At 67.7% G+C, this 20,399-nt stretch carries 20 protein-coding genes; 7 read left to right on the top strand and 13 right to left on the bottom strand.

Features of this window, described 5'->3' with window-relative positions:
- From L1066_RS05600 to L1066_RS05580, 5 genes are all read right to left on the bottom strand, one after another.
- Positions 1-867, bottom strand: a complete 867-nt coding sequence (locus L1066_RS05600; RefSeq protein ID WP_235735372.1) for an alpha/beta fold hydrolase — start codon at positions 865-867, stop codon at positions 1-3.
- Between the two features lie 64 nt (positions 868-931).
- Positions 932-1,075 (bottom strand): hypothetical protein, encoded by a 144-nt coding sequence (locus tag L1066_RS05595; RefSeq protein ID WP_235735371.1) that lies wholly within the window; start codon positions 1,073-1,075, stop codon positions 932-934.
- A 26-nt stretch (positions 1,076-1,101) separates the two neighbouring features.
- On the bottom strand, positions 1,102-1,995 hold the full coding sequence (locus tag L1066_RS05590; RefSeq protein WP_235735370.1) for an alpha/beta fold hydrolase: 894 nt from the start codon (positions 1,993-1,995) through the stop codon (positions 1,102-1,104).
- Entirely contained in the window at positions 1,992-2,948 is a 957-nt protein-coding gene (locus L1066_RS05585) for a DODA-type extradiol aromatic ring-opening family dioxygenase (protein ID WP_235735369.1), read from the bottom strand. The genes L1066_RS05590 and L1066_RS05585 overlap by 4 nt, the downstream gene beginning before the upstream one ends.
- A gap of 11 nt (positions 2,949-2,959) precedes the next feature.
- A complete protein-coding gene (locus tag L1066_RS05580; protein WP_235735368.1) occupies positions 2,960-4,234 on the bottom strand; it encodes an aromatic ring-hydroxylating oxygenase subunit alpha in 1,275 nt (424 codons plus the stop codon).
- Positions 4,235-4,679: 445 nt separating this feature from the next.
- Between L1066_RS05580 and L1066_RS05575 the strand changes: the two genes are divergently transcribed.
- The 5 genes from L1066_RS05575 (at position 4,680) to L1066_RS05555 (ending at position 9,261) form a co-directional block, all read left to right on the top strand.
- Entirely contained in the window at positions 4,680-5,534 is an 855-nt protein-coding gene (locus L1066_RS05575) for an NAD(P)/FAD-dependent oxidoreductase (protein WP_235735367.1), read from the top strand.
- Between the two features lie 27 nt (positions 5,535-5,561).
- Positions 5,562-5,903, top strand: a complete 342-nt coding sequence (locus tag L1066_RS05570; RefSeq protein ID WP_235735366.1) for a ferredoxin family protein — start codon at positions 5,562-5,564, stop codon at positions 5,901-5,903.
- A 34-nt stretch (positions 5,904-5,937) separates the two neighbouring features.
- Positions 5,938-6,720: an alpha/beta fold hydrolase gene (locus tag L1066_RS05565; protein WP_235735365.1), complete on the top strand. Its 783-nt coding sequence runs from the start codon at positions 5,938-5,940 to the stop codon at positions 6,718-6,720.
- A 168-nt stretch (positions 6,721-6,888) separates the two neighbouring features.
- Complete coding sequence (locus tag L1066_RS05560; protein ID WP_235735364.1) at positions 6,889-7,923, top strand: LLM class flavin-dependent oxidoreductase; 1,035 nt, start codon at positions 6,889-6,891, stop codon at positions 7,921-7,923.
- 144 nt (positions 7,924-8,067) lie between these two features.
- The gene (locus tag L1066_RS05555) at positions 8,068-9,261 is read left to right on the top strand and encodes an MFS transporter (protein ID WP_235735363.1); all 1,194 of its coding nucleotides are present in this window, start codon (positions 8,068-8,070) and stop codon (positions 9,259-9,261) included.
- Positions 9,262-9,290: 29 nt separating this feature from the next.
- Here the strand turns inward: L1066_RS05555 and L1066_RS05550 are convergent, their stop codons facing one another.
- From L1066_RS05550 to L1066_RS27520, 8 genes are all read right to left on the bottom strand, one after another.
- Positions 9,291-10,079, bottom strand: coding sequence for an alpha/beta fold hydrolase (locus L1066_RS05550; RefSeq protein WP_235735362.1), 789 nt, complete (start codon positions 10,077-10,079; stop codon positions 9,291-9,293).
- Between the two features lie 112 nt (positions 10,080-10,191).
- Positions 10,192-11,136 carry a quinone oxidoreductase family protein gene (locus tag L1066_RS05545; protein ID WP_235735361.1) on the bottom strand — a complete coding sequence of 315 codons (945 nt, stop codon included), beginning with the start codon at positions 11,134-11,136 and terminating at the stop codon, positions 10,192-10,194.
- Between the two features lie 17 nt (positions 11,137-11,153).
- Positions 11,154-12,578 carry an amidase gene (locus L1066_RS05540; RefSeq protein WP_235735360.1) on the bottom strand — a complete coding sequence of 475 codons (1,425 nt, stop codon included), beginning with the start codon at positions 12,576-12,578 and terminating at the stop codon, positions 11,154-11,156.
- Positions 12,575-14,374 carry a dipeptide ABC transporter ATP-binding protein gene (locus L1066_RS05535; RefSeq protein ID WP_235735359.1) on the bottom strand — a complete coding sequence of 600 codons (1,800 nt, stop codon included), beginning with the start codon at positions 14,372-14,374 and terminating at the stop codon, positions 12,575-12,577. The genes L1066_RS05540 and L1066_RS05535 overlap by 4 nt, the downstream gene beginning before the upstream one ends.
- 36 nt (positions 14,375-14,410) lie before the next feature.
- Positions 14,411-15,958 carry an ABC transporter substrate-binding protein gene (locus tag L1066_RS05530; RefSeq protein WP_235735358.1) on the bottom strand — a complete coding sequence of 516 codons (1,548 nt, stop codon included), beginning with the start codon at positions 15,956-15,958 and terminating at the stop codon, positions 14,411-14,413.
- Between the two features lie 58 nt (positions 15,959-16,016).
- Entirely contained in the window at positions 16,017-16,883 is an 867-nt protein-coding gene (locus L1066_RS05525) for an ABC transporter permease (protein WP_235735357.1), read from the bottom strand.
- Complete coding sequence (locus L1066_RS05520) at positions 16,880-17,842, bottom strand: ABC transporter permease (protein WP_235735356.1); 963 nt, start codon at positions 17,840-17,842, stop codon at positions 16,880-16,882. Before L1066_RS05520 ends, L1066_RS05525 begins: the two co-directional genes overlap by 4 nt.
- Positions 17,843-18,076: 234 nt before the next feature.
- On the bottom strand, positions 18,077-18,418 hold the full coding sequence (locus L1066_RS27520) for a hypothetical protein (protein WP_312007100.1): 342 nt from the start codon (positions 18,416-18,418) through the stop codon (positions 18,077-18,079).
- Here L1066_RS27520 and L1066_RS05515 point away from each other — a divergent pair.
- Both L1066_RS05515 and L1066_RS05510 read left to right on the top strand, forming a co-directional pair.
- The gene (locus tag L1066_RS05515) at positions 18,409-19,320 is read left to right on the top strand and encodes a M20/M25/M40 family metallo-hydrolase (RefSeq protein WP_312007098.1); all 912 of its coding nucleotides are present in this window, start codon (positions 18,409-18,411) and stop codon (positions 19,318-19,320) included. The genes L1066_RS27520 and L1066_RS05515 overlap by 10 nt on opposite strands.
- A gap of 99 nt (positions 19,321-19,419) precedes the next feature.
- A complete protein-coding gene (locus tag L1066_RS05510) occupies positions 19,420-20,367 on the top strand; it encodes an NAD(P)H-dependent flavin oxidoreductase (RefSeq protein ID WP_235735354.1) in 948 nt (315 codons plus the stop codon).
- Positions 20,368-20,399 lie beyond the last annotated feature (32 nt).

The following is a 20,399-nucleotide window of genomic DNA, read 5'->3' as shown; positions in this document are numbered from 1 at the left end:
TCAGCCGATCGCGTGCTTGGCGAGGAACCCGAGGCTCAGCGGGTTGTAGTCGGCGGCACGCTCGTGCTGCGGCCAGTGTCCGCACTCGTCGAAGAGCACCAGCTCCGAGCCCGGGATGTTGTCGTGCATCGCGTTCGCCTCGGGCGTCTCCCCGAACGGGTTGTTGCGCCCCCAGACGATGAGGGTCGGCGTGGTGATCTGTGCGAGGTCCTCAGGCTTGAGGATGTTGCGAAGTCGGATCTCCATGCTCTGCAACGAGAGCAGGTTGTCGATGTTCGCGACGAACTCGGGCTGGTGATAGATCCGGTGCCGGCCCTGCACCAGTTCCTCCGTCGCATCGGCCGGGTCGTTCATCAGCAGCTGCATCCGCTTGCGGGTCAACTCGACGTCGTCGGTCTCGACCGCCCGACGGGTGCTGGTGCGGATGCGCTCCATCACCTCCGGGTTGGCGACCGTGCCGCCTGCACACAGCAGCTGCAGGGAGGCGACCCGTTCCGGCTGGTCGATCGCCAGACGACCGCCGACCCACCCACCCAACGACTCACCCACGATGTGGGCCTTCTCGATGCCCTGCGCATCCAGGTAGGCAGCCAGGTGGTCGCGGTAGCGTGCGATCTCGTACGGGCAGTCCGGCTTGCCGGTGTATCCGTGTCCGAGCATGTCGATTGCGTGCACGGCGTACTTCTCTGCGTGCGACGCGATGTTGCGACCGAAGGCTTCGAGGTGGCCAGAGGTGCCGTGCAGGAAGATCACGGGTTCGCCGGCGCCCGCCTGCAGGGAGCGGGTGGGGACACCGCCCGCGTCGACGGTGGTGACGCGGAAGTCGAGTCCGGCGAGCTCGTTCCAGATGGTGGTGGGGGTGGTCATGACTTCTCCCGTGATGAAGTCGGCGGTCGCCGACGGGTGGCTGGGGCGGCACGCGCAAGGGCGGCTACTGGTTGATGCGGTGGACCTGGGTGTTGATCCGGTTGTTGATCGCGGGCAGCACCGGCTGGTGCATCGAGATCCGGTTCGACGCGTAGCGGAGCCCGGCTCCGACTGCGACGACGGACAGGAGGGCGAACAGGAGCTTCATGCGAGGGTTCCTCCTTCAGGAGTGGATCAGGGGTGGTCCACCGAGTGGAGGAAGCCGTCCACCACCGCGTGGTAGGCGGCAGGGCGTTCCTCCTGCAGGTGATGGGAGGTGTGGTCCATGACGTGGAGGTTCCCGCGCGGGATCATCCGCGACAGCATGAGCGGATAGTCCGGCGTGAGGAAGGCGTCCTCTCGCCCCCACATGAAGAGCACTGGCGCCTCGATCTGCCCCAGCTGTCCGGTGAGGTCCTGCCAGTCGCCCCGCGGCGAGTCCGACATCGCGGCGAGTGCCGTCTCCTCCGGGTCGAGACTCTGCCGGTGACGCATCTCGACGGTCTCGTCGGGAAGCCGGTCGGCGTCGTACCACTCAAGACGCGTGATCAGCTCCCGCATCTTCTCCTTGGTCGGACCCTCTCCGCCGTAGTAGACGTCACGAGCCGCCCGGCCTCGATGGCCACGCTCGGGCAGCGGCGCCAGCGGGCCGTAGAAGACAGGCATCGATCCAGTGACGACCAGCGACCGCACGCGTTCCGGATAGTGGGCCGCCACCGCCAACGCGATGGTGCCTCCCCACGAGTTGCAGATGAAGTCGGCCCGGTCGATGCCGAGCACATCCATCAGCGCGACGGTCTTGGCCGCGTGGAAGTCCCACATCGGTCCCGTGATCCGGCACTTCTCCGACTTGCCGTACTGCAGGATGTCGACCAACAGACAACGCCGATCGGAGGCGAAGTACGGCGCCACGGGCCCGAAGTCGCTCCAGGCCGTGCAACCGGGGCCACCACCGTGGAGGAAGATCGTCGCCGGCCCGGCTCCGAGGTCGTGGTAGTGGTAGGTGACTCCGTCGGCCTCGACGTACTTGCTCTCCGGAGCGGGTCCGGCGGCAGGCGAGGTGAGGCGCTGGTCGTCGACGATGGTCATGCAAGAACTCCTGATGTGCGGTGGGGATCGATGACTGCGGTGCCCATGCCGGTGAGCCACTCCGGCATCGGCGAGTAGCAGAGGGATTCGCCGGGGGCGAAGCCGAGGGCGGACGCCATGGTCAGCCACGTCCGCAGTTCCTGACCGCCGTTGCCGGCGACCTCCTCGATCCCGGCAGTGGTGAGATCGGTGTACTTCTCCAGGTCGCCGGCCTCGAGGTCGGCGAGGAACTGGTGGTCGAACTCCTCGAAGATGCACGGCTGGGCGGCGACGATGATCTCGCGACGGCGCTTGTCGAAGCGCTCCCACTCGCCACGCCCGTTGAGCCAAGCGTCGACGAGGAACTCCTCGTCCTCGTTCTGCGGATCTGCCCAGTCACTCGGCCAGGGCAGCTGGTGCGACAGCCCACCCGACGCGATCACGGCCACCTTCTTGTCGTCCGACACAGATTCGATCGCTTCCGCCAGCCGCCGGCCGAGCTCCGCACAGCGTGGGAGCGTCGGCAAGGGTTGGGCGAAGACGTTGATCACCAGGGGTACGACGGGGATGTCGACGCCGTCCAACAGGTACTGGATGGCGTGCGACTGGCCGTGATCGATCTGCATCCGCGCCGAGATCGCAACCTCGACACCGGCCTCGACCAGATGGGTGGCCAACTGCTGTGCGAACGCCGGATCCGTCCGCTGCGGTCCCTTCGGGGTCTGCGCCTCCCCAGCCGCGATCACCTCGCCCACACCCAGGGTGAACGCCGGGATCATGTCGAGGAAGAAGCCCCGGAAGTGGTTCGACCCGATGATCACCGCGACGTCCACTTCGGCGGCGATCAACCGCTTCCGAACGTCCGTGAGTGAGTCGCGGAACGCAGCGGCACGGTCGGTGTGGACCACGTTCTCCCAATGGGTGTTCATCAGCGTGGAGTGCGATGCACCCACGCCGAGCACGATGGAACCCACGATGCGTCCCCTCAGCTCTCGATCGGGTCGGGCTCGATGCCCTGGTCGGCCAGCTTCTCGAGCCGCTCCTCGGTGACGTCCTCAGCAAGCTTGCGCCACTTCAGCAGCGACTCGTCGGGGCGGTAGAGCTTCTCTGGCGGAGCGTCGGTGACCTCGACCATCCACTTGTCCTGGCTGGAGAACTGACCGTGGAAGAGCCAGCGCACCCAGCCCAGGTACTTCGGGTAGAAGCCGAGCACCTTCTTGCCCTTGCGGAACTCTGCGAGCACACCGACGTACAGGTGGTTGTCCTCGTCGACCGGCACGTAGAACTCGTAGTGGATGAAGGTCGGGTAGACGATGCGGAGGATGCCGGGCATGCACACCGAGGCGAACCCGGGGAACTCCTGCGCGGCGATCACCGGGTTGGGCTCCTTGCTGTGCGCGGTGTTGCCGAGGTTGCTCACCTGGTTCGGGTCGCTCGGCGGCTTGACCTTGTACCAGGCCTTGCTCGTCCAGTGGCCCAGACCGGGGAAGTCGGCGTCGTAGTGCTGCTCGGTCTGCATGCGGTAGATCCAGCGACCGCGGGGCACGATCTTCGTGATGTTCCAGACCGGCATCGGCTTGAACATCCGCCACAACGCGGTGCGGTGCAGGAACTTGGCATGCCCCTCGTCGAACCCGTTCTCGCACGCGAATCGCCAGTTGCCCTCGCGCGGCTGGATGCGTGATCCGATCACCGCGGCGTTGGAGACCAGCTCCTCGGGGAGGTGCTCGTCGATCGGGTAGGGCTTCTCGCCGTCACCGACGAAGATCCAGACCATGCCCAGACGCTCCTCGACGTCATAGGTCTGCTGGGTCACCTTGCCGCAGATGGGTGACTGCGGCCCGTCGGTGAGGGCACCGACCAGTTCGCCGGAGTCCAGCGCGAACGTCCACCCGTGGTAGACGCAGGAGAGGGTGCCCTTGAACTGCTGGTTGCCGCAGCTCAACGGCACACCCCGATGGGGACACCGGTCGTTGAGGGCATACACCGTGCCCTGGTCGCGAATGATCACGATCTTCTCGCCGAGCAACGTGACCTGCTTCGGCTTGTTCGTCACCTGATTGCTGAAGCACACCGGATACCAGTAGCCGCGAAAGCCCGCCTTGGCGGCTTGGTAGTGGGGCCAACTGCGCCAGTCCTGACGTCCTGGAAGCTTGGGCGCGCGGTGCTTGCGAGCAGGCTTCACAGCCGTGGACGCGGCTGCGGCTGCGCGCTTCGGGGCGGTGTCGTTCACGGTTGGCTGGTCCTCGGTGCTGGTCATGTCTGGCTCCGGTGGGTCGAGTGGCCGCCACCACGGAGGTCTCCGAGGATCTGGCGAGGTGGTCGTCCGGTTGCCGTGAGGACACCATCGCGTGACGCGTGCCACCAAGGAGTGCGGTTCGTCCACCGGAACACCGGGTCGGATCGCTGTGTTCTGCCGACTTTTCCGGGGCCCGGTCCGGTGAGCGATCCAGCACTGCAGACCCCTGCGTGGTCGCTTCCTACAGTCACAGGACCTCGGCGTCGGTCACTCACGCCAGCGAACCCGAACCCTCACACCAGGAGATCCCGGTGACCCCGATTTCCCCCTCCGATCACCAGTCGATCGACACCGACGTCATCATCGTCGGCGCTGGTCCGACCGGCCTCTACGGTGCCTACTACGCAGGCTTCCGCGGGCTGCGCACGGTCGTGGTCGACGTACTCCCCAGGTTGGCGGCCAGGTCATGGCGTTGTATCCCGAGAAGCAGATCCGGGACGTGGCAGCGCTGCCCGGCATCCGCGGACGCGACTTCGTCGCCAACCTCGTGGAACAGGCCGATGCGTTCAACCCCACCTATCTCCTGGGTCGGCAAGCGGTCACCCTGGCCAGCAATGGGGAGGGCCCGGTCATCACCCTCGACGACGGGACCGTCGTGCGCGCGGGTGCCGTCGTGGTGACCGCGGGCATCGGCACACCGAAGGCGCGGCCGCTGGAGACCGGATCCGAGTGGCTCGACCACGCGCTGTCCTACTTCGTGGTCGACCCCGAGGTGCACCGCGACCAGGACGTCGTGGTGGTCGGCGGCGGCGATTCCGCACTCGACTGGGCGGACGCCCTCGGCTCCATCGCGCGCTCCGTCACCTTGGTCCACCGGCGCGGCCGCTTCCGCGGCCACGCCGCCACCTTGACCAGGGTGGAAGCATGCGAGAACACCACGATCGTGACCGACAGTGAGGTCACCGCCTTCCACGGCGATCGCGCTGCCGGACGCCTCGAGAAGGTCACGTTGCAGCACAAGGACGGCACGGAGCAGGTGGTTCCCGCCGATCACGTGATCGCCGCGCTCGGATTCATCTCCGACATGGGACCGCTGCGCGACTGGGGCCTGACGCTACGTGGCCGCTCGATCGAGGTCGACCGGTCGATGCGCACCAGCATCCCCGGCGTCTTCGCGGCCGGCGACGTCGCCGACTACGACGGCAAGGTCAAGTTGATGTCCGTCGGCTTCGGCGAGGTCGCGCTCGCCGTGAACCATGCCGCCGTCGACCTCGACCCGGACCTCACGCTCTTCCCCGGTCACTCGACCGACGAAGCCTGACACCCAACGCTCCCGGAGGTACTCGCCATGAGCTACATCATCGGACCCGAATGCATCGACGAACTCGACCGCTCCTGCATCGAGGTGTGTCCGGTCGACTGCATCTACATCGGCGACCGCAAGAGCTACATCAACGGCACCGAGTGCATCGACTGTGGCGCCTGCGAGGTCGAGTGCCCGGTGTCGGCCATCGTGGTGGACCGAGTCGCGAAGAAGAATCCACTGTTGAAGGAGTTCATGCAGGACTCCATCGACTTCTTCGAGCAACCGTTGCCCGGGCGCAGCGACGCACTCGGCAACCCCGGCGGCGCGGGTGATCTCGGCGACCTCGGGGTGGACACGAAGTTCGTCGCCGACTACGCATCGTGACAGCGTCGGCGAAGCTGGGGCCGTCGGAGGAACGATGACCCGACTCGACCACTCCTTCCACCCCGGGACCGCTCCGACCGACCCGGCACGGCCACCGGTGTTGCTCCTGCATCCGTGGTTCGGCTGCCACCAGATGTGGGCACGGCTGGCCGAGCGCCTCGACGCACCGTCGTACGCCGTCAACTGGTACTCGCTCGCCAACGGCCTCGACAAGGAGGGATGGGCCGCATCGGCCTCGCCCCACGGGCTCGCGCGCGCAGCGTTGTCGTTGCTCGACGAGCTGGGCCTGGAGCAGGTTGACGTCATCGGCAACAGCGTGGGCGGGGTCGTCTCGCAGATCCTCGCCGCCGAGCACCCGGAGCGAGTACGCCGACTCGTGCTCATCGGCACGGGCGCTGCGCTGAGCGGTCCGCCGACCGCGTTCGGGGCGCTCGTCGGCCGCTGGATCGAACAGCCCCACGAACGGGAGGACCTGGCAGGCCTCCTCGTGGACGCGTTGGTGGCGATTCCGTTCTCACCTGCGGACCGGGAGGACTACGTCGGAGCAGTTCGAGCCGCTGATGCCGAGTTCCTTGCCGCTGTCCTGACGGCCGCTCGTTGCACCGACCTCCGACCGGTCCTGTCCTCGATCCGCGCATCGACGTTGGTCCTGCGGGGTGAGCACGATGCCGCTCGCACCCGTGACCACGTGGCCGAACTGGTAGCCGCCCTTCCCGATGCGCGTGCAGTGGAACTGGCCGGCCGCGGGCATTCCCCCATGGTCGAGGACCCTGCGCTGACGGCGTCGTTGATCCTGGAGCATCTCCGCGCCCGCTGAAGGCAAGCAGCGGGACGCCCGACGGACGGACCGGCCGAAGCGCAGTTGCCAAGGCGTTCCGTTCACCGATCCACGGATCGCGCCGGATCCACGGCACCGCGCCTACCGTCCGGACAGTCCCCGGCCTCGCTGGGAAACCTCGACGACATGCAACGAAGGAGCGGCCTGATGGTGAAACGGATTCGGATCGGCGTGCGAACCCCACCCTGCCGACCGGCACACGAGCTTGCCGAGTTCGCGACGACGGTGGAGCGAGCCGGCTTCGACACCCTCTACGTCCCTGACTCCCAAACCCTCTGGCGGGATGCCTTCCTCACCCTGTACGCCGCCGCGCTGAGCACCTCCACGCTGACGTTGGCGACCGCGGTGTCCAACGTCGTGACGCGGCACCCCAGCGTCGTCGCCGGTCTGGCACGCAGCATCGACGAGGTGGCGCCCGGTCGCTTCATCCTCGGCCTGGGAGTCGGCCACAGCTCGGTGGAACCGATCGGGCTCCCGCCGAGCAAGGGCGCCGAACTCCGTGGCGGCGTCGATCAGATCCGTCGCCTGGTGCGCGGGGAGGAGGTCCGCTACGGCGACGCGGTCGCGCAGCTCCGTGACGCGCGACCAGACGGTGTGCCCATCCACGTCGCGGCCACCGGCCCGCGCAACCTGCGCCTCGCCGGTGGGATCGCGGACGGCGTGATCCTGTTGTCCGGAGTGGCCGAGGAACCGCTGACCCGGGCGATCGCCGCTGTTCGAGAAGGTGCCGAAGCGGCTGGTCGTCGCTTCGAGGACATCGAGATCACCGTGTCGGCGCACGCGCTGGTGACCGACGACGTCGAGCGGGACGCCCGCATCATCAAGCCGATCGCGGCCGCCATCGCGCAGCGCGGTGGCGGACAGGCGCTGGCCGCCGCCGGAATCGACGTCGCCGTACCTGCTCACGTTCCCGAGGTGGTTCCCGACCTCGTGCACGCAGAGGACTGGGATCATGCCGTCGAGGTGTCGTCTCGCTGGATCAGTGACGCCGACGCGGTCGCCTACGCCCGGTCGTTCGGACTGTTCGGCACGCCTGCCGAGATCGTGGCGCAGATCCGCGCCACCCAGGAGCTCGGGGTGACCGGGATCTTCTTCCAGCACGTCGGATCGTGGGACCTGCCGGACGCATTGGTCACATCGGTCGGTGCCGAGGTCCTCCCACTCCTCGCCGAGCAGCACTGAGGTGACGCCGACGGGAGGGGCTGCGTCCAGCAGCCTCGACCGTGCCGCACTGGATGCGACCCAGGTCGGCAGCGCGATCGCTGCCGCTGTGGCGGTGCTGGCGGCGGTACTGCTGCTCCATCGCGATGCTCGAGTCAGCACAGCATGAGCCCTCGCCACCTGAGCGGTGCAGCTGCGGCGGTGGTCACGGTCTCCGTGCCGCCCTTCCTCGTCGGCGCACTCACTGCGCGCATCGGGCAGGACCTGGAGTTCGGCACCAGAGAGCTCGGCATCGCGCTGGCGGGTTGCTACACGGTGACCGCCGCGCTGTCGCCGGTCGCCGGGAGGCTCGTGGCGAGAATCGGGGCGGGCACCTCGCTGCGCATCGCGTGCCTCATGACGACGGCAGGCCTGGTGGGCATTGCCACCGCGACCAGTGCCCTGCAGCTGATCCTCTCCGTCGCGTTCGTGGGCATCCCGAATGCGCTCACCCAGCCCTCCAGCAACGAGTTGCTGGCCCAGGTCGAACGGCCCCGGTTGCGGGCCTTCTCGTTCGGGCTGGTCCAAGCTGCGATCCCGACGGCCACCCTGATCGCGGGGGCCGTGCTGGCCGTGGCCAGCTACAGCACCGGCTGGCGCGCATCGATCCTGACGGTGGCGGTGCTCAGCATCGCCGCGCAGTTCGTCCTGCCGCGGGAAGGTGAAGGCGCTCGCATCACCTCAGGCGTCCCCTCCAATGTGTCTTGCGGGACGACCGAAGCGATCGGTGGACGCTCGCTGATGGCCGCGCTCGTGGTCAGCGGCTGTCTCGGCTCCGCTGCCGCGACGGCGCTGCCGTCGTTCGCGGCCACCACCGGACTCGCCGTCGGGACGACAGCGTGGGTGGTCGCCGGTGCCCAGATCACGGGCAGCCTCGTCAGCATCCTCGTCCGGGTTGCGGCTCCGGTCGCAACCAGTCATGCGTCACTGCGGCGGCGCCTGCACGCCGTCGCCGGGCTGCAGGCGCTCGGGCTGGTGGCCATGCTCGGCATCGCCACGGAAACACCCGTGGGATTCGTCGTGGGGAGCATCGCCGCATTCGGGTTCGGCTGGGGTTGGAACGGGCTCTACAACCTCGTGGTGGCGCTTGCCCGGCCGAGCGAGGTGGCTGCCGCGACCGGCCTGAGCCAGGCCGGCGTGTTCCTGGGAGGCACGGTCGGCCCGTTGGCCTTCGCCATGATCGCTCGCGACGAGCACTTCGGCACCGGATGGCTCGCCATGGCCGGGTTGATGTCCCTCGCCGCGCTCGCTGCCCTGCACGCCGCCCGTCGCGCCGGGCAGGGCCGCAGGGTCCATCGACTCCAACGGATCCACTCGTGACCATCCGCTTGCGGCACGCCGCCACCGGCTCAGGTGGTGCGGGCCAGGAACTCTCCGACCACCTCGGCGAACGTCACCGGGTCGTGGTCGACCGAGGCCACCCCGACACCGGGGAGCGTCGCTGGCTCGGCCTTGGCCAGTCGCTCGAGATGACGGCGTACGTCGGGCAGCGAGAAGCTGTCGAGCTCACCGCAGACGACCAGGGTCGACGCCTGCACCTGCCCGATCCGATCCTCCATGCGATAGGCGTTGACCGCTTCGTGCCCCTCCTCGACCCGATCACCGAGCCGTACGGCATCGATCACGAGCCGCTGACGCAGGTCCGGACGGTCAGCCGGATAGAAGGGTGCCCGCCTCTCGAACAACAACCGGTAGTGGCTCCCGTCGTCGGAGATCGGGACCTCGTCGATGGGCGGGCTCTGCGCCACCCGCTCACGACGCGGGGCATCGACGTACGGCACGCCGGAGAGAACCAGCGCGCTCACCTGGAGGGGACGTCGTGCCGCGACCTCCATGCCGATGACACCTCCGGTGTGGTGACCGACGACGGCGCACGGGTCCAGCCCGAGCGTGTCCATCAGGTCCTCGACCCCGTCGGCGAACAACTCGATCGACCACGGCTGTGCCGGTACGTCGGAGGAGCCGAAACCGAGGGTGTCGGGAGCGATCACCCGGAACCGGTCGGACAGCAGCGGGATGACGTCGCGGTACTCGTCCCACGAACGCGGGGTCTGGTGCAGCAGGAGGACGGCCGGACCCGAGCCTTCCTCGACGTAGTGGATCTGGCCGTGACGGGTGTCGGCGTAGTGCTTTCGCATGAGAGTCTCCGGTTCGTGGGTTCAGGGACGGGGCCAGGGAGCAACCCGGCCGTGCTGCAGGAACGGGTGGAGGTGATCGAGGCGTGCTCGGGGTCCGAATCCGGTGGCCACCTCAGGTCTCCTTGCTGGCGAAGGTGACGACTGCACGCCCGGAGACCGTACCCGTGGCCAGTCGCGCAAGCCCGTCGGCCAGCTGCGCGAACGGCAGCTCCTCGATCCCGAAGGACAGCTCGCCGGCGACCAACAGGTCGATCAGCGGGGGCAGGACCTCCGCGGACCTGCTGGCTCGACGCATCATGTTGAGCGGGAGGAGTTCCACCTCGCTCAACAGCCATCGTGGCAGGTTGAGGGCGATCCGCACTCCGGCCGTGTAGCCGACGAGGACGACACGGCCCGTCGGACGGACGGAGGTGGCCATCACCTCAGTCAGGACGTCCCCACCGACGGTGTCGATCACGACGTCGATGCAGCGGTCGCCCATCTCCTCGGTCCCGATCACCGGCTGCACTCCCGGCACGAGCAGGCCAGCTCTGGCCGGGCTGCGCACCAAGCCGTGGACCTGCGCACCGGCGCGGAGCGCCAGTTGTGCCGCAAGCTGGCCGACGGCACCCGTCGCCCCCGTGACCAGGACACGTTCGCCTGGTTGCACGTCCGCCACGTCGTGGACGGCCGCGTACGCCGTGGCTGCAGGCTGGGGAAAGGCTGCGGCCAGCGCAGACGACAGCCGCGGGGCCGCCGCGGTCAGGGCGAGGTCGGGCACCGCGGCGTACTCGCTCCAGCAGCCGGCACGTGTGGTCCCGATGCCGTGTCCGCGCACCAGGACCCGGCTCCCCACATCGAACCGTTCGGAGCTCACCACTCGCCCCACCGCTTGGGTGCCACCCGTGTGCGGAAGATCTGGTCGCACTCCGAAGCCGCCGCGGGCGATGGTCAGGTCGAGGTGCGTCAGCGGCGAGGCCTCCACCTGCACCAATGAGTGAGCGGGCTCGACACGAGGCACCGCCACTCGCTCAAGACGTGGTGGGGAGCCGAACTCGTGAAGCCGTGCGGCAGTCATCCACCCGCGGGAATGATTCACCTGGCGAACACTCGCGGTCGAAGGTCACGCCACGGGCGGATCGCTTCGAGCTCGGCAGCAACCGCGATCAACTGGTCCTCGCGGCCGGCGGCGGCAACGAACTGGACACCGAGTGGCACGCCGTCGTCGGTCAACGTGGCGGGGACGGAGATCGCCGGCTGCCCCGTGGTGTTGAACGGCGCGGTGAAGGTGAGGACGTCGACGGACTTCTGGATGCCGTCCTCCTCCTGCCAGGGCCACCCCACAGGTTTCGGCCGCGAAGCGAAGACCGGGCTCAGCAGGAGATCGAACCCGCCCGTCCACCATGCCGCCATCCGAGCCCGGTAGGCGCCTTGCCACGCAAAGGTGTCAGCGAGCTCGACCCCCGTGATGCTCCGCCCGCGCCGCAGCCAGTGCTCCGTGACCGGGTCCAGGTCACCTGGCGCGGGCGGACCGATCTCCCTGGCAAGCCCGTCGACACTCTGGACGACGGTGACGCTCAGGGCATCGAAGAAGGCCGGAAGGGCTCCGGGATCCATCAAGGCTTCGGGATGGGCCTCCACCACCTCATGGCCCTGTTCGGCCAGCTGGTCGGCGACCGATCGCACGGCAGCACGCACCTCGGCGGTGACCTGGGGTGCATGGTCCGGAGCGTGGTCGAGGACACCGATCCGTAGCCGCGACGTGGGTCCGTGCAGGATGCCGGACAGGCCATCCGGCGGGAGCGGTCGAGGAGTGGTGGCATCATCGGCCGCCGGACCGGACACGGCGTCCAGCACGGCGGCGGTGTCACGGACGGTGCGGGTGACCACCGCGGGCGTGCTGTGGCCCCAGCGGTTCGCGGCACCAGGACCGGCGCTGATGCGTCCGACCGTCGGCTTGAGACCGACAAGATGGCAGAACGCAGCCGGCATCCGGATCGAGCCACCACCATCCCCGCCCTGCGCCACCGGCACCAGCCCGGCCGCCGTGGCAGCCGATGCACCACCACTCGAACCGCCTGAGGTGAGCTCGGGTTGCCAAGGATTGCGGGTGACGCCGTGGACTCCGGACTCGCTGACCGAGAGGACCCCGAACTCCGGCGTGGAGGTCTGGCCGACCACCACGAACCCTGCTGCCCGCATGCGGCGGATCATCTCGGCATCCCGAGTGCCCTTGCGCTTCGAGCGAGCGACCCAGGTGCTACCGAAGTTCGCCGGGTCTCCCACGCTCTCGTTGAGTGCCTTGGACAGCGTCGGCACCCCCGCGAACGGGCGGGTCGGGTCGATGTTGCGTGCTTCGTCCAAGGCCTGGTCGTAGCGACGATGGACCACGGAGTTGATCTCCGGATCCACCGCCTCGATCCGCTCGATCGCCGCCTCGACGAGCTCGATCGCCGAGATCTGGCCGGTCCGCACCAGCTCTGCCTGCGCGATCGCGTCGACATCGGTCAGGGAAGTCATGCCGACACCTCGTGGGTGACTTCCGCTTCGCGCGGATGGTGACAGGCGACCAGGTGGCCGCTGCCCTCGTCCGCCAACGGTGGACGCACCGTGGCGCACAGGTCGTCGGCCATGGGACAACGCATCATGAAGCTGCACCGGGGCCCCTCACCGCCGCTTCCCGCCGAACCGCCGGAACCGGACTTCGCCGCTGCGTCCAGGTCGCCGCGGCTTCTCGGGTCCGGCGAGGGGACAGCAGAGAGGAGGACCTTCGTGTACCAGTGCTTGGGCTCGTTGAAGACCTGCGAGGTCTCCCCGAGCTCGACGACCTCACCGGCATACATCACCGCCACCCGGTCGCTGATCTGACGGACGACCGCCAAGTCGTGGGAGATGAAGAGATAGGTGAGGTCACCCTGCTTCTTCAACTCCTCCAGCAGCTCCAGGATCTGTGCCTGGACCGAGACGTCCAGCGCCGACGTCGGCTCATCGAGGATGACCACCTCGGGGCCAGCGATCAGGGAGCGGGCGATGGCCACCCGCTGGGCCTGGCCTCCGGACATCTCGTGGGGGAAGCGTCCCGCGGCGTCAGCCGGGAGATCGACCTCCTGCAGGGCCTTCGCGATGCGGGCCCGCACGTCCTCACCCTTGCCCAGGGAGCTGCCGAGCGGTTCCCGTACCGAGGTGCCGATCCTGAGTCGAGGGTTGAGTGACCCGAGCGGATGCTGGAAGACCATCTGCAAGCGGCCGGAGAGCGCCGTCCGTCCGCGCCGTGCGAGCTTCTTCCCGTCGAGCTTCACCGCGCCGGCGGTGGGCGTCTCGAGGCCCGCCACCAGTCGAGCAAGTGTCGACTTGCCGGAGCCGGACTCGCCTACGACGCTCAGGACCTCCCCTCGGCGGATGTCGAGCGAGACTCCACGTACCGCGGCGATCGTCTGACCCTTGACGCGGAACGTCTTGTGAAGATCCTGGATCTCGAAGACTGCGGTCTCGTCCTCGTGCTCCGAGGGGATGCCAGGGCCGTCGAGGCGAGGCATCGCGTCGAGCAGGCGTTTGGTGTAGTCGTCCTGCGGCCGCACCAGCACTTCGCTCACGGGCCCCTGCTCGACGATCTCGCCGTTGAGCATCACCCCCACCCGGTCTGCGGTCTGGGCGATGACACCCATGTCGTGGGAGATGAGCAAGATGCCGACCCCGAAGTCGTCACGCACCTGTCTGAAGAGCTGGAGGATGCCCGCCTGCACCGTCACGTCCAGGGCCGTGGTCGGCTCGTCGGCCAGCAGCAGCTGCGGGTCACCGGCCAGGGCGAGGGCGATCGCCACCCGCTGCCGGAGCCCACCGGAGAGCTGGAAGGAGTAGTGGCGGGCCCGTTTCCCGGGCTCCGGCACCCCCACCTTCTCCAGGACGTCCACGACCGCACGCGCTCTTGCCTTGCCTCGGAGGCCACGATGACGCCCGATGACCTCAGCGATCTGGTTGCCGATTCTCATCGACGGATCGAGCGCGCCCATGGCGTCCTGGAAGATCATGCCTGCGTGACCTCCCCGGAGGTCCCGCCAACCCCGGCGGTCCAGGGCCGAGACGTCCTGGCCACACACGGTGAACTGGTCAGCTCTGACCTGAGCGGTCTTGGGCAACAGGCCCATGCATGCCATGGCCACCGTGCTCTTCCCGCTCCCGCTCTCACCGATGAGGCCGAGGATCTCCCCCGGGGCCATCGACAGCTCCACCCCGCGGATGGTCGGCGCACCCGCGCCGTAGCTGATGTCGAGACCACGGATGTCCAAGACATTCCCGGCACCTGGACCAACCTGCATGACTGACTCCTTAACTCAAGACCACGTGCGGTGGGTTCACTTCGCCGTCGCCTTGTGGAGCAACAGGCGGGTGTTGGACGGTTCCGCCTTGAAGTCGAGTCCCGGCGTCCAGGTCTCCCAGACCTGGACGGATGCATAGGGCACGAGGATGTAGGCCTGCTCCGCGATGTAGTGGTTGATGGCGGCGTACGCATCGGTTCGCTCCTCGTCGGAGAGATCCCCCTCGACGGCCTCATCCATCATCTGCCACAGGGCCTCGTCATCGACCTTCGTGGCGGCGCCTCCTTCGGCGAACCACAGATCCAGGTACTGACTCGGGTCGGCGTTCAGCGCCGCGGTCAGCTGGACCATGTCTGCGTTCCAGTCGCCGGACAGGATGGAGCTGACCAGACGACTCCATTCGACCTGGCGGATCTCCACCTTCACACCGATCTCGGCGAGTTGCTCCTTGACCAGCTGGGCGGTGGCGATCTTCTCGGGCGAGTCGGAACGGATGGCCAACGTCAGCTTCACGTTCTTGGCACCAGCCTCGGCGAGGAGTCGTTTGGCCTCCTCCACGTCGTGCTCGTAGTAGGGCATGTCGTCAGGCGTGTCGCTGCCGAAGGGGTCGCCCGGAGGCACGGCACCCGAGGGCACTCCGGACCCTTGGGAGCCGATCTCGATCAGCTGGTTCCGGTCGACTCCGAGGCTCACGGCGCGACGTACCCGCTCGTCGGAGAGCGGCCCCTCCTTCATGTTCAGGGCCAGCCAGTAGGAGCCCACGAAGTAGGACTCACCCATCTCGTAGCCGGACTTCTCCAACTCCTGCTTGTTCTTCGTGAGTCGGATCTGCGTCATGTGGATCGCGCCCGAGCGAAGAGCCTGGACACGGGTGGACTCGTCGGGCATCACCCGGTACTCCACCGTCTTGATCTCGGGCGCACCGTCCCAGTAGTCCTCGAAGGCCGAGGTGCTGATCGTGCTGCCTTCCTTGAACTGGTCGAGTCGGTAGGGACCGGTGCCGTTGGCCTGGGTCTTGATCTCGTCCTCGGAGACCGACTCCACCCACTTCTGGTTGACGATGCCGCCGCTCCAAGGCTGGGCCAGGAGGCGAGGCAGCGACGCCTGCGGGCGCGAGAGCTCGATGACCACGCGGTCCTCGGCGGGGGCCGTCACGGACTTGATCCTGTAGAGAGAGCGGTAGGGGGAGTTCTGGTCGGGATCGATGACCCGCTCCAGGCTGAAGACGACGTCGGCGGCAGTCAGCTCGGAACCGTCGTGGAAGGTGACCCCCTCGCGGAGCTGGAACTCGTAGACGGTGGGCGACTTCATCTCCCAGTCCGATGCCAAGGCGGGCTCCACGGTGCGCCCGTCCTCGCCGAGGCGGAGGAGCCCCTCGTAGAGCTGGGAGACGACACGCTTGGCGTCGTGCGCCTGCGCCATGATCGGGTCCAGACCGCTCAGCGGCTGGGTCTCGTCGGCGATCACCAAGGTGTCCCCGGAGTCGTACTCGTCACTGGCAGTCTTGGAGCCACTTCCGCAGGCCCCCAGACTGAGCAGTGCCAGAACACCGACAAGGGCAACGGCCCTGTTCTTGAGTTTCACTATCCTGATTCCCTTCGATTGCTCGCCCCGGAGCGAGGTTGATGCTTCTGCGACGCGGTCACACGATGGATTTGCGCGAAACAGCGAATCCCTCCCCGATGAGGCCCCATCCGATGGATGAGAGAACGAGGGCGCCGGCGGCGCCCATGACCAGCCACGGCGAGCCGACCATGTAGCTCTGGGATTCGAAGACCATCCGTCCCCAGCTCGGGGTCGGAGGTTGGACGCCAAGGCCCAGGTAGCTGAGCGATGACTCCAGCAGGATCACGATCGCTGCGGTGTTGGCCAGCTGGATGGTCATGACCGGCAGCACGTTGGGCAGCAGGTGCTTGGCCGCGATGACCGGCCCGCTCACGCCCGAGACACGCGCCGACTGGATGAACTCCCGCTCTCGCAGCTCCAGGCAACGTCCCCGCACCACGCGCGCGAAGTGCGGCACCGTGACCAAGGCGAGCACCAGCACGAGGGTCAGGGTGGTGGGTGAGAAGACCGCGACGACACCCAGGGCGAGCAGCATCGACGGGAACGAGAGAAGGAGGTCGATCAACGACATCAGGATCGAGTCGGTCCAACCGCCCACGAGGCCGGCGATCAAGCCGATGGTCGAACCTATGACCATGGCCAGCATCGCGCTGGACAGCGCGATGGTGAGCGACACCCGCCCCGCCTGGCTGATCCGGACGAAGTAGTCGCGACCGACGTCGTCCGTGCCGAGCCAGTGCGTGGCGTTCGGAGCCTCGAAAGGCACCCCAGCCACTTCGGTCGGCGAGAACGGTCGGATGAATCCGACGCACCAGGCCAGCGTGAAGAGCACGACCAGCAGGCTCACCCCGGCAATGACCTCGGAGCGGGACCGCAGGGATCGAAGGCGCTGGCCGCGTCGTCTGGATTCGGTCGACACGGGGGACGTAGTGGCGTCGGTCATCGCTTGGCACCCACCTTGGGATCGATGAGGGGATAGGTCAGGTCGACCACGAGATTCATGAAGACGTAGACGGCACCCAGCAGCAGGAGGCAGGCCTGGGCGACGGCGTAGTCCTGGTTCTGCAAGGAGTTGACGGTGAGTTGACCGATGCCGGGGATCGCGAAGACGTTCTCGATCAGGACCGCTTCGCCGATGATTCCGGCCATCTGCAGTCCGGCGATGGTGACCACGGGAGCCGAGGCGTTCCTCATGCCGTGCCGCACCATTGCCTGGGTGCGAGAGGCGCCGGTCGACAACGCCGTTCTCATGTAGTCCTGCTCGAAGGTGTCGATCATCGACGTCCGCATGTATCGGCAGATGGTCGACCCCAGGGGCAGTCCGAGAGCGAGCGCCGGGAGCAGCAAGCTCTTGAGGTTGCCGACCGGGTCATCTGCGAAGGGCACGTACTGCAAGGTCGGCCAGGCCGGGAACCAGGTGGTGGCGGCGAGCACGAGGACGACGCCGAGCACGAAGACCGGCGTCGCAAGGCCCAGGAACGTGCCCGTCCTGGCAATGCGGTCGAAGATGCCACCACGGTTCAGGGCGGCCAGAGCACCGAAGGGCACTCCCCACAGCACGGAGATCAACGTCGCGGCGATCGCGAGTTCAAGGGTGTTGACCAGTCGGTCCGCGATCAGTGAGCTGACCGGGAGCCCGTTGTACAACGAGACTCCCAGATTGCCCTGGAAGATCTGGCCCAGCCACCTGAAGTACTGGGTGACCAGCGGGTCGCCCATCCCGAGCTCCGCGCTGATCCTGGCTCGGGTGTCCGCATCGCTGTACGGCCCCGCGAGCACGTCGACCGGCGAACCGGGCAGCGCCTGGACGAGGACAAAGGCCAGGATGGACAGCAACCACAGCACGAACACGCCCCGGAGCAGCCGCCCCACGATCATGGCCGCGACCGGACTCAGCCGCACGGCACGAGCCCAGGACGGAACCTCGAACCGACGGCCCCGCACCGACTCTGGTGTACCAATTGCCATGATTCCCCTTCCATTGGCCGCTCAGTGTTGTGTGGGCCACACCCGGCGACCATATGGCTGGTTCGCTCAGCGGAACGTCCGACGAATTCGACGGTTTTTCCGCTGAGCGGACCATTCCTGTCTTCGCTCGAGGGGGTCCGCGTCGATCATGCGGGCAGCCATTCACCGCTACTGGAGGTACTCATGACGCAGGCCGACGACACAGCAGGTATTCCGGCACTCTCCCAGGCCGATGAGGACTTGCTGCGCGCGCGGCTCGACGCGTTGAGCAACCTCCTCCTCGACACCAGCCGCCAGATCCACTCCCGTCCGGAGATCCGTTTCGAGGAGGTCTTCGCCAGCGGGCTGCTCGCATCCCACCTCGCCGACCACGGCTTCGACGTGGAGCGCGGCATCGCAGGACTCGAGACCGCCTTCACCGGCACGTTCGACACCGGCAGGCCGGGCCCACGGGTTGCGATCTTCTGCGAGTACGACGCGCTTCCCGAGATCGGCCACGGGTGCGGTCACAACGTGATCGCCTCGTCCGGACTCGGTGCAGCGTTGCTCGTCAAGGAGCTCCTGGCAACGGACACCGCACTCGGGGGCGTCTCGTCGTGGTTGGCAGCCCTGCCGAGGAGGGTGGCGGCGGGAAGATCCCGATCATCACGAGCGGCCTGCTGGACGACATCGACGCGGCAATCATGTTGCACCCCTCCGGAGAGAACCTCTCGGCGATGCGCACGCTCAGCCGGTCCAGCCTGACCATGACCTTCACCGGACGCGCTGCGCATGCGGCTGTCAGCCCTCACGACGGGATCAACGCCTTGGATGCGGCCGTCCTGACGCTCAACGCGATCGGGCTGCTCCGGCAGCAGATGAGTGACGACGTCCGGATCCACGCGATCATCACCGAAGGCGGCGACGCCCAGAACATCATTCCTGAGCGTGCGGTGATCGAGGCCTCGGTCCGCGCCGAGGACCCGCGCGCCCTCCTCGAGAACGTGCAGCCCCGCGTGGAGAACTGCGCCCGCGGCGCTGCGATGGCCACGGGAGCGGCGGTGACGATCGAGGAGGGTGGCCCGACGTACCTCTCGATCCAGCCGAACCCGGTGCTCGAGGCGATCGTCGACGCGAGCTACGCCCGGATCGGACGCATCACCGAACCGCACCGCGAGGAGGTCTTCCCGGGTTCGACCGACATGGGCAATGTCAGTCAGGTCGTGCCGTCCATCCACCCCAACATCGAGATCGTTCCGGGTCTCACGATGCACAGCCGACGTGCAACGGAGCTGGTGGGCGGCGAGCACGGCGACAAGGCCGTGCTCGACGGAGCGTTGATGCTTGCGATGACAGCCACCAACCTCTTCCGCCACCCCGCGGTCGTCGACGAGGTGAAGGCCAACTTCGTCGAGGGGATCCGACCCACCTGATCGACGCGGCCCCGGATGGGACTGGTGCCCCGCGCCGGCCCAGGACCACGGATGCTCGGGAGACCTGCCACCCCGAGCATCCGAGGAAGCCGCTTGAACATGAACTCGACCTCACCGCGCGAGAGCCGCACTCGCTTCGAGGAGATCACCGGGGGCCTGGCGGCGCCGATGATCGCCGCCCCGATGACCGGTGTCTCCAGTTTCTCGCTCGTCGACGCCGTCACCCGCGCAGGCGTGGCCGGCTCCTTTCCCGTGCACAACTGCACGTCGCCGCAGGAAGTCGACAGGTGGCTCACGTCCCTCGCCGCACGGGAGGCGTCCGAGCTGGGTCCGGTGATCCCGAACCTCGTCGTCCACCGCACGAACAAGCGTCAGCCCGAGGACCTCCGGGTCATGGTGGAGCACCGCGTTCCGGCCGTCATCACCAGTGTCGGATCTCCTGCACACGTCGTACCCGTCCTGCACGGGGCCGGGATCCAGGTCTGGAGCGACGTCGCCTCGATGAAGCACGTTCGCCGCGCCATCGACGCAGGCGTGGACGCCTTGGTCCTGCTCACCGCCGGCGCTGGCGGCCAGACCGGCTGGGCCAACCCCTTCCCCTTCATCCGCGCCGTTCGGCAGCTCTGGGACGGTCCCGTGATCCTCGCCGGCGGCGTGTGCGACGGCACCAGCCTCCTGGCGGCCCAAGTCGCCGGTTGCGACCTCGGGTACGTCGGCACTCCCTTCATCGCCACCCTCGAGAGCGGCGCTTCCGATGCGTATCGCTCGGCAGTGGCTGCGGCCGACATCGATGACATCGAACTCACCTCTGACCTGACCGGTCTGGCGACCTCCATGATCCGCAGCAGCAGCGCTCGTCCGCAACGCACCGAGGCGGCCTACGACGCAGCGGTGGTGACCGAGCACGGCGGAGACGTCATCGGCGAAGCCGGTCTCTTCAGCGCCGGCCACACCGTCGCCGGCATCCACCAGGTCACCCCTGCTGCCGACCTCGTCGCTCGGTTCAGCGACGAATACCGTCGGGCCCGAGCAGCCGCAACTCTCTGAGCCGTGGTTCCGACGACTGGTGGACGCCGGGA

This window comes from Nocardioides alcanivorans, from assembly GCF_021555175.1.
GTDB lineage: Bacteria > Actinomycetota > Actinomycetes > Propionibacteriales > Nocardioidaceae > Nocardioides > Nocardioides alcanivorans.
The sequence above is the reverse complement of the archived record's forward strand: the minus strand, read 5'-3'. Positions and strand labels throughout refer to the sequence as shown.